Genomic DNA, 10339 nt, shown 5'->3' with positions numbered 1-10339 from the left:
GGGGGGGGGGCCCGGGCGATGGGGGGGGGCCCACGCCCAACGGGAGCGGAGCATGGTAATGCTCCGGCGACGGGCGGGAGAGCCCGCCTGTCAGAAAAACAGCAGAAAGTCAGCGCAGCGCGCGGGTCCAGCGGTGCAGAATGTCACGTCCGACCGGGCGGGTTTCCACCAGCTCGAACCGGGGGGCCTCGTCCAGGCGGCCGATACCCAAGGCGCCGATTGAGGGCAGCCCCTCGGCACCGATCCCCAGACCGGCAGTGAAACCGATCAGCTCGTCCACCAGGTCAAATGCCAGGAGCGAGGCCGCCAAAGCGCTGCCGCCCTCGCAGAACACACGGGTCAGCCCCGCCTGCCCCAGCTGCTGCAGCACATCGCCCGCATCCAGCTGCACCCCGTGCGAGGCGCAGGGGATCAGCTTGGCGCCCAACCCTTCCCAGGCCTGAATACGCTCATGGTCGGCGCCATGGCCGTGGCAAAGCCAAACCGGCACCTGTTTTGCGGTGCGTGCCAACTGGCCCATCAGCGGCAGGTCCAGGTGGCGCGAGATCACCACCCGCACAGGCTGCTGCTCGACCCCCAGATCACGCACCGTCAGCGAGGGATCATCCGCGCGCGCTGTACCGCCGCCGACCATCACCGCATCGTGGCGGGCGCGCATCGCATGCACAACGCGGCGTGCCTCCGGCCCGGTGATCCACTTGCTTTGCCCCGATCCGGTGGCAATGCGGCCGTCAAAGCTGCTGGCCAGTTTCAGCGTCACCAGCGGACGGCCCTGCTCGGTCTTCAGAAAGAACCCTGCATGGTCGCGCGCCGCCTGCGCGCCCCAAACGCCTGTATCCACTCTGATACCGGCATCCCGCAGCATCCGGATGCCCTGGCCGGAGACCCGCGGATCACTGTCCCCGATCGCGGCCACAACCCGTTTCACCCCGGCATTGATCAATGCCTGGGCGCAAGGCGGGGTTTCGCCCTGATGGGCGCAAGGTTCAAGAGTGACATAGGCGGTGGCGCCGCGGGCGGCTTCACCAGCCTGCGCCAGCGCTTCGGTTTCCGCATGCGGGCGGCCGCCCGGCTTGGTCCAGCCGCGCCCGACCACGCGGTCGCCCTGCACGATGACACAGCCGACAGCCGGGTTTGGCCAGCAATTGCCCTGGCCGCGCCGGCCCAGAGACAGCGCCAGCGCCATGAAACGGTGATCAGTGTCCATTATTCTTCCGGCGCCACCGGCGGGCGCAGCTCGTGGACAAAATCCTCGAAATCATCCGCTGCCTGGAAGTTCTTGTAAACACTGGCAAATCGCACATAAGCCACGGTGTCGATCCGGGCCAGCGCCTCCATCACGATCTCGCCGATCTTCTTGGAGGGTATGTCGGTCTCCCCCATGCTTTCCAGCCGCCGCACAATGCCAGAGATCATCTGGTCAATGCGCTCCGGCTCAATCGGGCGTTTCTGCATTGAGATGCGGATAGAGCGCTCCAGCTTGTCGCGGTCGAAATCCTCACGCTTGCCATTGGACTTGATCACCACCAGGTCGCGCAGCTGCACCCGCTCATAGGTCGTGAACCGGCCGCCGCAGGCCGGGCAAAACCGGCGCCTCCGGATCGAAACATGATCTTCGGCGGGGCGTGAATCCTTGACCTGAGTGTCGATATTTCCGCAAAATGGGCAGCGCATCCGCCTGCTTCCTCAATCCTGTCAGCCTGATTGTTAGTGCCGGGATCGGCCCGGTTATCCACAACTATAGGCTACCCTCCAGAATTTGGGTAGAGGTGATTTCCCGCCGCTAGATAAAGAGGTTTACGCAAGGTGCGCCGACACCCTGCGCTGATGCGGAGCATCGCGGTGTTCAAACAGATAAATACCCTGCCAGGTGCCCAGCACAGGCGCTCCGTCCGCCACCGGGACCGACAGACTTACCGGCATCATAGCCGCCTTGATATGGGCTGGCATATCGTCCGGGCCCTCATAGGTGTGGCGCAGATAGGACATCGAGGGATGGTTCGACGGCGGCACCAGCCTGGCGAAAAAGGCGCGCAGATCGGTCTGCACCTCCGGGTCGGCATTTTCCTGGATCAGCAGCGAGCAGGAGGTGTGGCGGACGAACAGGGTCAGCAGCCCGTCCCGCAGGCCGCTGGCGGCCACCCAGGACCGCACCCCATCGGTGAATTCATAAAGGCCCTGCCCGCGCGTCGGTATGGTGAATTCGTGATGCATGGGGCATTTTTGGCGGAAACCGGCCCGGCAGGCAACTGATGCGCCGCGCAAATTCCCCGGTCAGCGCAGCCAGGGCTCGCGGCCGGGCAGCCGGTCATAGCAGTAGTTCTGCGCAGATGTCACCCGCAGGCTGTCGCCCGCTTCGCGCACATTCAGCGTCAGGCTGCCCGACCGGTCCGGCACACCCGGCGGCAGGCCAAAGGCGAATTGCACCGCCTTGCGTCCCGGACGGTTGACCGACGGCCCCTCCCCGCGCCAGACGTAAATCCGCTGGTTCGCCGGCGCCCGCAGCTGGCGGATGGCAAAGTCGGCGATGCTGCACCAGTAGTCCTGTGCGCCCGACCGGCTGCGGGCCACCACCTCCCAAACCCCTTGGGAGACGGGCAGAACCTCATTGCGGTTGATTGCCCGCCAGGCGGATGCCGGCACCGGAATAGCAAGAACCAATGCCAGCAGCCCGGGCAACCACAGTTTTTTGCAGGTCATTTCAATCCCCTTCCCCGCCGCCGGAAAGGCCGCGGATCAATCTGGTTTCAGGGCCGGCCAAACGGAACGAAGCAATACTCGTGGGCCCTCTCAACGCTCATTGTATCACCAGCTTGCAGGCTGTTGACAGATTTGTAGCCGTCAGCCGGTGCAGCAGCCGCCAGATTGGCGTCCAGCGTGAACTGCACGGCGGAGCGGCGCCCGGTTGTTTCGCTGGGGCCCAGGCCGCGATAGATATGCAGCTTGCTGCTCCAAGGCCGCCCCAGCACACGCTGGACATGGTCCGCGGCACCGCACCAGAACAGGTAGCCGTTGCCGGTCCGGGCGATGACTTCGAACACGCCGTCGGACACCGGATTGACCCGGATGCTGTGGCGGCTGGCGTTGGCGGCGGAAACATCGGGGAGCGCCAGCACCAAGGACGCGGCAAGGACTGTGGCGGCGGAAACTGGTTTCATGCTGTCTTCCCTTCGGTCTGAAAGTTGCCCGCCTGGCCGTGCGGCTGGGCGGTTCTCTCTCAAGGGTAAGAATATTCAGAACACAAGCCAGTCACACTGCCGTGCGGTGGCAGGCCTGCAGCCTGCGTTACAGGCCCGACGCCTGCACGCAATAGCCATAGCCCTGCTGTACGGACATGCTCTCACCCGGGCGGAAGCCAAGCGACAGCCAGCCGATCTTAGGAATGACGCCCGCACGCTCCGGGTACAGGGTGAACTGCACCGACGAGCGGCGGCCGGTGGTGACGCTCATGTCCCGTCCGCGCACAACGTAAAAACGGTCGGTCCAGTTTGCACCCAGTTCCCGGCGGGCGTATTGGGCGGCGGCGCACCAGTAATCCCAAGTGCCGCCGGATCTGCCCGGCACCACTTCGTAGACGATGCTGTCGACCGGCAGCACCCGCACGCCCCGGTTAGCAATGAAAGGTTCTGCAACAGCAGGAACTGCGCCGAGACAGGCCAGGCCAAGCGCGCAAATGAAGTTTTTCATCCGGAATTATCCCTTTGCTGCGGCCAACATAGGGACTGGCGGCTGGCACTCCAAGTGCCGCTTGCGGGCAACGCCGCCTGCTCTCGCAGATGTGTGAAGGCTGGCGTCAGGCCCGCACCGGGAACGGGATGATCTCTGCGCTTTGCGGCTGGCGGCCCAGCACCTCCTCCAGGATGGCCAGCACCGCCGCGTTGGGCGCAGTTCCGGTTTCCGGGTGGAACCTGGCCCGTGCCTGGCGGCGCAGCATGTCCTTGGAGCCGGTGGCGTCCAAGTGCTGCAGCGTTTCCCCCTGCTGCGCCAGCGCCTCGACCATGAAATGATTGGCCGCCACCAGATCGTTGAGCGAGCTCAGCTTGTCCGTCAGCGCCGCAAGCGCCTCGTTCATATCGGTATGTGCAGACATCCCCTTCCCCCGGAAGACCATAGGCGACAGCTGCGATTTTAGGCGCCTGCCCTTGGTGGGACAATGCCAGGGTTAGCAAATGGTTAACGGCGCACGTCCAGCTCCGGCAACTCGAGATGGCCGCGGTAGCGCACCAGCAAGCCGATCCGCGGCAGGCTGGCGGAGATGTCGAAGCCCAGATGCCCCTCAGGCGTTTCAAACTCCATCGACGCACTTTGCGGGCACAGGGCCCGGGGCAGCGGCAGGCCGAATAGCCGTGCCGTCTCGACCGTTACCACCAGCGCACCTTGCTGCACCGAGGCCACCAGCTCCAGCTCCACTGGCCCGAAGCGCTCCACGGCGCGCCCCTTTTGCGGATCAAACCGCAGGCGCGAGCGGGTCTGGTGCTTGCCGAAGCTGCGCTGCCACACATGGCCCTTGCCCTGCGGCGCGACGTCCAGCCGGAACCGGGTCCGGGGCATCGGCGGCGGGAAGCCGGCCAGCCCGGCCAGCAGCCGCGCCCAGCGGTTTCCACCCTCGACCGTGACAAGGCCCTGGCTGCGCTCCGGCGGCTGCGCATGGAACCGCAGCAGGGCTGGCGGCACCTCAAGCTTCTGCGCCGCGATGATCTCGCCAAAGGCGTCCCTCATGCCCCGAAGCCCCCGGCGGCAAAGCGGGCGCGGATCGCCGGGCTGGGGATCATGCAGCGGTCATAGCGGCCGAACAGCCGGTAGCGGTTGCGCGCGATGCTGAAATAGAGCGGGTCCTTCAGCCATCCCGGCAGAAACCGGCACAGCGACAGCACTGGCCACGGCCAGGGCAGCGCCCGCATCGCCGCGGCAAAGGCATCAAGCCGCTGGTGGCAGCGGCCGCCGACGATCACCAGGTTGGTCTCGAACTCGTCGACGGGCAGCCCGTGTTCGCGGTAAAGCTGCTGCCCCAGCGGCGATTGTGCTGTGGCAAAGGCGAACCGCCCTGCCCGGTCATGGCGGAGCATGAATCGGAAGAAGCCGGAACACAGCACGCATTCGCCGTCGAAGACGATGAGGTTTTGGCGCGGATCACCGGCGGGCATCAAACAGCCTTTCCAATTTTACTCCAGCTTTGATCAGCGCTCAGGATAGATGTCCGTATCTGGCCCAAACACCACCTCGCTACCGGAAGCGTACAAGAAGCACCGCCTCCTGTTACCATCATTTTCTTCACATTTTCTAAGCGCGGCCTGTTCTGCCTCACGCATTGTCAGCCGCCCGGACGCATACGCCCAAGCACCGTTCCGGCTCAATGCCAGAGCCTTGTTTCTCCGGGCTGCAGTGTAGCGGGCAACCACATCCCGGCTTCGAAGGTCTGCCACAAAAGGGATGGTTTCAGGACTGACCGTGTCTGCATAAACCACGGAGGGCACGGCTCGCCATTCAGGCAGATTCCGCCCCTTTGCTATCGCCAGCCCGCAAGGCTGGCCGGCACTGTGCTCGCATTTTTGCAGCACGGCGCTGGTAATTGTGGAGGACAGCTTATTGCCGCTGCAACGGGACGCCCAATGGCCGTTTGGAGACACCGCGACCAAATAGGTTTGCTTACAGCGAACCCGCTCATAGTCTCTATGAATAGCAGCGCTGGCGGCTTCCGAGAGAAATGGAATCTGGTGGAAATCGGGTGCTTCTGCCCGCGCGGAAACTGTGTTGGCTGCCAATACGGCACATACGAATCTGAACAACATGATCTGAAATTCCCAGGCTGAAATGCCACGCAGAATACAGGTCAATCCGGCAAGAAAAAGGCGCCCACTAGGGCGCCTCTCAACTTACTGATCCAGGAAGCTGCGCAGCTTGCGGCTGCGGCTGGGGTGCTTCAGTTTCCTGAGCGCCTTGGCCTCAATCTGGCGGATCCGTTCGCGGGTCACGCTGAATTGCTGGCCGACTTCCTCAAGGGTGTGGTCGGTGTTCATGCCGATGCCGAACCGCATCCGCAGGACCCGCTCCTCGCGCGGGGTGAGCGAGGCCAGAACGCGGGTGGTGGTTTCCTTGAGGTTTTCCTGAATGGCGCTGTCGAGCGGCAGCACGGCATTCTTGTCCTCGATGAAATCGCCCAGCTGCGAGTCTTCCTCGTCCCCGATCGGGGTCTCCAGAGAGATCGGCTCCTTGGCGATCTTCATCACCTTGCGGACCTTCTCCAGCGGCATCTGCAGCTTGTCTGCCAGTTCCTCCGGGGTCGGCTCGCGGCCGATCTCGTGCAGCATCTGGCGGCCGGTGCGGACCAGCTTGTTGATGGTCTCGATCATGTGGACCGGGATCCGGATGGTGCGGGCCTGATCCGCAATCGAGCGGGTGATGGCCTGGCGGATCCACCAGGTCGCATAGGTCGAGAACTTGTAGCCGCGGCGGTATTCGAACTTGTCGACCGCCTTCATCAGACCGATGTTGCCCTCCTGGATCAGGTCCAGGAACTGCAGGCCGCGGTTGGTGTATTTCTTGGCGATCGAGATCACCAGGCGGAGGTTGGCCTCGACCATTTCCTTCTTGGCCTGCCGCGCCTCTTTCTCACCCTTCTGAACCTGCTGCACGATGCGGCGGAATTCGGAGATATCCAGACCGACATACTGGCCCACCTGAGCCATGTCAGCGCGCAGTTCTTCCACCTTGTCGGTGGAGCGTTCGATGAACATCTGCCAGCCGCGGCCCGGCTTTTCGCCCATTTCCGCCAGCCAGTTCGGATCCAGCTCGCGGCCGCGGTAGGCGTCAATGAACTCGCGGCGGTTGATGCGGGCCTGGTCGGCCAGTTTCACCATCGAGCTGTCGATCTGCATGACGCGGCGGTTGATGCCATAAAGCTGGTCGATCAGCGCCTCGATCCGGTTGTTGTGAAGGTGCAGCCCGTTCACCAGCTCGACGATCTCGGAGCGCAGCGACTGGTAGCGCGCCTCGTCTTCCGAGCTGAAGGAGCCGTCTTCGTTGAGGGTTGCGGAAATCCGGCTGTCCTGCATTTCGCTGAGTTCGGCGAAGTCGGTGGAAATCCGCTCCAGCGTGGTCAGCACCCGGTCCTTGAGCGCGGCCTCCATCGCGGCGAGCGACATGTTGGCCTGTTCGTCCTCGTCGTCGTCGTCGTCACTGGAAATCGGGTTGCCGTCGGCATCCAGCTCCGGGCCTTCCTCCTTGGCCGGCTTGGCGGCGGCCTGCACCGCGGAAGGATCGACCACCGGTGTCTCCTCCTCGCCGTCCTCGTCCAGCTGGTTGCCAAAGGTGGCCTCCAGGTCGATGACGTCGCGCAGGAGAATGTCCTCGGACAGAAGTTCGTCGTGCCAGATGGTGATCGCCTGGAAGGTCAACGGGCTTTCGCACAGGCCCGCGATCATCGTGTTGCGGCCCGCCTCGATGCGCTTGGCAATCGCGATCTCGCCTTCGCGGCTCAGCAGCTCGACCGAGCCCATCTCGCGCAGGTACATGCGCACCGGGTCGTCGGTGCGGTCCAGCTTTTCGGTCTGGGCGCCTGCCAGCGCAACCTCACGCGGGCCTTCGGTGGTCACAAGGTCGGTGGTGCCCTTGTTTTCCTCTTCCTCGGCCTCTTCGTCCTCGATGATATTGATGCCCATCTCGCTGAGCATCGACATCACGTCTTCGATCTGTTCCGAGCTGACCTGATCCGGCGGCAGAACCTGATTGAGCTGATCGTAGGTGATGTAGCCTTTCTCGCGGGCTTCCGCGATCATCTTCTTGACCTGAGCCTGGCTCATATCAAGGGAGATTTCGGCGTCCTGATCGTCAGGTTTGCGGTCGTCGGTGTCTTTGGCGGCCATTCATTGCTCCTACTCAGGGGCTGCGGGGCGTTTCGAATCACGCGAATCATTAGCGCGATCATCCGATTCGTCACCCCGTTTACCCAATTTTCCTGTGCTCTTCCTTAGCAAAACGCAGAATCAGTCCGTGTGTTACTTCTCAGAAAAGCCGATCCGGTCCAAAAGGGCACCGAAGGCGTCGCGCTCATCCCGGTTGAGCCGCGCGCCATTCTTGCCCACGTCATATGTCGCCTTGTCCTCATTTTCGCTGCGCACGGCCTTGTTCCTGGCCTCTGCCGCCTGGCGCAGCCGCCAGGTCAAAGCCTCATCCGCCAGACCGTCCAAATCCTCTTCGGCTTCTGCCAGTTCCGCATCCAATCCGCGCCGCGCTTCGAGTTTTGCGAGCTCCTCGGCCAGGGTCATGCCGGCCAGTTCGGTGTCGCCGGGTTTGCGCAGGCAGGGGATGATTGCAACGTGGCGAAGGCCAAACAGGTTTTCAAGGGCATGAGGCCCCAAAGCCCAGTCGATTTCCTCGCGCAGGCGGTCAGGCGCGTCGATGCCGTGGCGCAGCACCATGTCGCGCAGCGCCGCCAAGTCCGGATCGGCGCATTGCAAACGCTCCAGACTGGTCTCAAATTCCGGGATCACCGCAGGCGTTGTGATGGCCGTGGCCAGGATCACTGCCTCCCGCATCGCCGCAAAGGATTCATCATCGGCGCCTGCCACCAGCGAGGCCCGGGTGGTTGCACGCGGCTGCGGGATCGGGCCAAAGCCCTTGCCGGGCTTCCAGGGCGCCCGGGAACCATCCCGGAAACCGCCGCCCTTGCCGCTGCGCTGCTGGAAACCTCCGCTGTCGCGTCCCCCGCGGAACAGCTGCCAGCGCATTTCCTTGACGTCTTCGCCGTAATGCTTGCGGATCGACGGGTCGCGGATCAGCTTGATCTTCTCGCGCAAGCTCTTGTCGAGCGCCGCCTTGCGCTCCGGGCTGTCGAAAACTTTTCCTTCAGTCTCGCGCTGCCACAGCAGCTTGACCATCGGCATGGCTTGATCCAGCACCGCCTGCACCGCCTCTGGTCCCTCACTGCGGATCATGTCGTCGGGGTCCTTACCCTCAGGCATGATCGCAAAGCGCAGGGACTTGCCAGCCTCCAGCAGCGGCAGTGCCAGGTCGATCAGCCGCATGGCGGCGCGGAGGCCCGCTGTATCGCCGTCCAGCGCGATGACCGGCTCATCTGACATCCGCCACAGCATCTGCAGCTGATTTTCGGTGATCGCAGTGCCCAGCGGCGCCACGGAGGATTGGAAGCCTCCCTCCGCCAGCGCAATCACGTCCATATAGCCTTCGGCCACGATAAGCGTCGAGCCGCGCCCGGAGGCCGCCCGTGCGGGGCCGTGGTTGTACAGGCTGCGGCCCTTGTCGAACAGTTCGGTCTCGGGCGAGTTCAGGTACTTGGCGTTGTCGTTCGGGTCCATCGCCCGGCCGCCAAAGGCAATCGCCCGGCCCCGCGCATCGCGGATCGGGAACATGATCCGGTTGCGGAAGGTGTCATACGGCTTGCCGCCCTTAGTCGAAGGCTTGGCCAGGCCCGCGCCGATGATCAGGTCTTCGGGAACGTTCTTGCCGCGCAGCGCGTCCCACAGGTTCTGCCAGCCATCGGGGGCAAAGCCGATTTCCCAGCGGTCCAGCGCCTGCGCTGTGAGCCCGCGGCGCTGCAGATAGGCGCGGGCATCGCGGGCGGCGTTGGTTTTCAGCTGCAGGCGGAAGAATTGCACCGCCTGCTCCATCACATCGGCCAGCAGCGCGCGGCGGTCCTGCTTTTCCTGTGCGCGCGGGTCGCGCTTGGGCATCTCCATGCCCGCTTCGCCCGCCAGGATCTCCACCGCTTCCATGAAACCGACGTTCTCGGTTTCCTGAACAAACTTCAGCGCGTCGCCTTTGGCGTGGCAGCCGAAGCAGTAATAGAACCCTTTGCGGTCCTCCACGTGGAACGACGCAGTCTTCTCGTGGTGGAAGGGGCACGGCCCCCAATAGTCGCCTTTGCCAGGCTGCGACTTGCGCTGGTCCCACATGACTTTGCGCCCGACAACATCAGAAATACTGATGCGGGTGCGCAGTTCATCCAGAAAGCCGGGCGGCAGGGACATATCAGTTCGACTTCAGCTGTTTCTGCATCGCCTGAATCTGATCCCAGTTCTGCAGGCACTGCTGTTCGAACAGCGCGCCGAGGTCGGTGCCTTTCAGATCGCGCCGCTTCATCGCGTAGACATGGCTTGTCAGCTGCGGGATCGCTTTGGAATAGGCCTCAGGCCATTCCGGATTGCTGCCCAGAATCACCTGTTCCACTTCTTGCTGCTTCACCCGGTCCAGCCGCGCCTGCTGCACTGCGGCCATAACCTGGCCTTGGTATTTGCAGCTTTGTTCTTTGCTTTCAGAAGCATAGGCCGGAGCCGCCAGCAAGGCGGCTGCAAGGGCGATGCGGATCATAGATGCGCTCCGG

The 10339-nt window shown here is 63.6% G+C and carries 13 protein-coding genes; all 13 read right to left on the bottom strand.

What is annotated here, in order from left to right; translation table 11 throughout:
* Positions 1 to 109: 109 nt before the first annotated feature.
* Positions 110 to 1207, bottom strand: coding sequence for a bifunctional diaminohydroxyphosphoribosylaminopyrimidine deaminase/5-amino-6-(5-phosphoribosylamino)uracil reductase RibD (gene ribD / locus AC4HIX_RS11065; protein WP_490399026.1), 1098 nt, complete (start codon positions 1205 to 1207; stop codon positions 110 to 112).
* Positions 1207 to 1674: a transcriptional regulator NrdR gene (gene nrdR / locus AC4HIX_RS11060; RefSeq protein WP_027236911.1), complete on the bottom strand. Its 468-nt coding sequence runs from the start codon at positions 1672 to 1674 to the stop codon at positions 1207 to 1209. The genes ribD and nrdR overlap by 1 nt, the downstream gene beginning before the upstream one ends.
* Positions 1675 to 1797: 123 nt before the next feature.
* Entirely contained in the window at positions 1798 to 2214 is a 417-nt protein-coding gene (locus AC4HIX_RS11055; protein ID WP_490399025.1) for a secondary thiamine-phosphate synthase enzyme YjbQ, read from the bottom strand.
* A gap of 60 nt (positions 2215 to 2274) precedes the next feature.
* On the bottom strand, positions 2275 to 2700 hold the full coding sequence (locus AC4HIX_RS11050; protein WP_490399024.1) for a hypothetical protein: 426 nt from the start codon (positions 2698 to 2700) through the stop codon (positions 2275 to 2277).
* A gap of 47 nt (positions 2701 to 2747) precedes the next feature.
* Entirely contained in the window at positions 2748 to 3158 is a 411-nt protein-coding gene (locus AC4HIX_RS11045; protein WP_490399023.1) for a hypothetical protein, read from the bottom strand.
* Positions 3159 to 3285: 127 nt separating this feature from the next.
* The gene (locus AC4HIX_RS11040) at positions 3286 to 3687 is read right to left on the bottom strand and encodes a hypothetical protein (RefSeq protein ID WP_490399022.1); all 402 of its coding nucleotides are present in this window, start codon (positions 3685 to 3687) and stop codon (positions 3286 to 3288) included.
* Positions 3688 to 3793: 106 nt separating this feature from the next.
* Positions 3794 to 4090, bottom strand: a complete 297-nt coding sequence (locus AC4HIX_RS11035) for a hypothetical protein (RefSeq protein ID WP_490399021.1) — start codon at positions 4088 to 4090, stop codon at positions 3794 to 3796.
* Positions 4091 to 4173: 83 nt separating this feature from the next.
* A complete protein-coding gene (locus AC4HIX_RS11030; RefSeq protein WP_490399020.1) occupies positions 4174 to 4719 on the bottom strand; it encodes a DUF4166 domain-containing protein in 546 nt (181 codons plus the stop codon).
* Positions 4716 to 5144 (bottom strand): thiol-disulfide oxidoreductase DCC family protein, encoded by a 429-nt coding sequence (locus tag AC4HIX_RS11025; protein WP_490399019.1) that lies wholly within the window; start codon positions 5142 to 5144, stop codon positions 4716 to 4718. Before AC4HIX_RS11025 ends, AC4HIX_RS11030 begins: the two co-directional genes overlap by 4 nt.
* Positions 5145 to 5177: 33 nt before the next feature.
* On the bottom strand, positions 5178 to 5789 hold the full coding sequence (locus AC4HIX_RS11020) for a hypothetical protein (RefSeq protein WP_490399018.1): 612 nt from the start codon (positions 5787 to 5789) through the stop codon (positions 5178 to 5180).
* Between the two features lie 84 nt (positions 5790 to 5873).
* A complete protein-coding gene (gene rpoD / locus AC4HIX_RS11015; protein ID WP_475046663.1) occupies positions 5874 to 7862 on the bottom strand; it encodes an RNA polymerase sigma factor RpoD in 1989 nt (662 codons plus the stop codon).
* Positions 7863 to 7994: 132 nt separating this feature from the next.
* On the bottom strand, positions 7995 to 9986 hold the full coding sequence (gene dnaG, locus AC4HIX_RS11010; protein ID WP_490399017.1) for a DNA primase: 1992 nt from the start codon (positions 9984 to 9986) through the stop codon (positions 7995 to 7997).
* A gap of 1 nt (position 9987) precedes the next feature.
* Positions 9988 to 10326, bottom strand: coding sequence for a hypothetical protein (locus tag AC4HIX_RS11005; protein ID WP_475046666.1), 339 nt, complete (start codon positions 10324 to 10326; stop codon positions 9988 to 9990).
* Positions 10327 to 10339: the final 13 nt, after the last annotated feature.

It is taken from the genome of Leisingera sp., from assembly GCF_982940295.1.
Note: the sequence above shows the minus strand (reverse complement) of the source record. Positions and strands in the feature narration are given on the sequence as shown.

What these genes read in the sequence shown, in the direction of transcription:
- AC4HIX_RS11020 (WP_490399018.1), bottom strand. Translation starts at nt 5,789, where the DNA reads ATGTTGTTCAGATTCGTATGTGCCGTATTGGCAGCCAACACAGTTTCC.
- AC4HIX_RS11050 (WP_490399024.1), bottom strand. Translation starts at nt 2,700, where the DNA reads ATGACCTGCAAAAAACTGTGGTTGCCCGGGCTGCTGGCATTGGTTCTT.
- AC4HIX_RS11030 (WP_490399020.1), bottom strand. Translation starts at nt 4,719, where the DNA reads ATGAGGGACGCCTTTGGCGAGATCATCGCGGCGCAGAAGCTTGAGGTG.
- dnaG (WP_490399017.1), bottom strand. Translation starts at nt 9,986, where the DNA reads ATGTCCCTGCCGCCCGGCTTTCTGGATGAACTGCGCACCCGCATCAGT.
- nrdR (WP_027236911.1), bottom strand. Translation starts at nt 1,674, where the DNA reads ATGCGCTGCCCATTTTGCGGAAATATCGACACTCAGGTCAAGGATTCA.
- AC4HIX_RS11045 (WP_490399023.1), bottom strand. Translation starts at nt 3,158, where the DNA reads ATGAAACCAGTTTCCGCCGCCACAGTCCTTGCCGCGTCCTTGGTGCTG.
- AC4HIX_RS11025 (WP_490399019.1), bottom strand. Translation starts at nt 5,144, where the DNA reads ATGCCCGCCGGTGATCCGCGCCAAAACCTCATCGTCTTCGACGGCGAA.
- ribD (WP_490399026.1), bottom strand. Translation starts at nt 1,207, where the DNA reads ATGGACACTGATCACCGTTTCATGGCGCTGGCGCTGTCTCTGGGCCGG.
- AC4HIX_RS11005 (WP_475046666.1), bottom strand. Translation starts at nt 10,326, where the DNA reads ATGATCCGCATCGCCCTTGCAGCCGCCTTGCTGGCGGCTCCGGCCTAT.
- AC4HIX_RS11040 (WP_490399022.1), bottom strand. Translation starts at nt 3,687, where the DNA reads ATGAAAAACTTCATTTGCGCGCTTGGCCTGGCCTGTCTCGGCGCAGTT.
- AC4HIX_RS11055 (WP_490399025.1), bottom strand. Translation starts at nt 2,214, where the DNA reads ATGCATCACGAATTCACCATACCGACGCGCGGGCAGGGCCTTTATGAA.
- rpoD (WP_475046663.1), bottom strand. Translation starts at nt 7,862, where the DNA reads ATGGCCGCCAAAGACACCGACGACCGCAAACCTGACGATCAGGACGCC.
- AC4HIX_RS11035 (WP_490399021.1), bottom strand. Translation starts at nt 4,090, where the DNA reads ATGTCTGCACATACCGATATGAACGAGGCGCTTGCGGCGCTGACGGAC.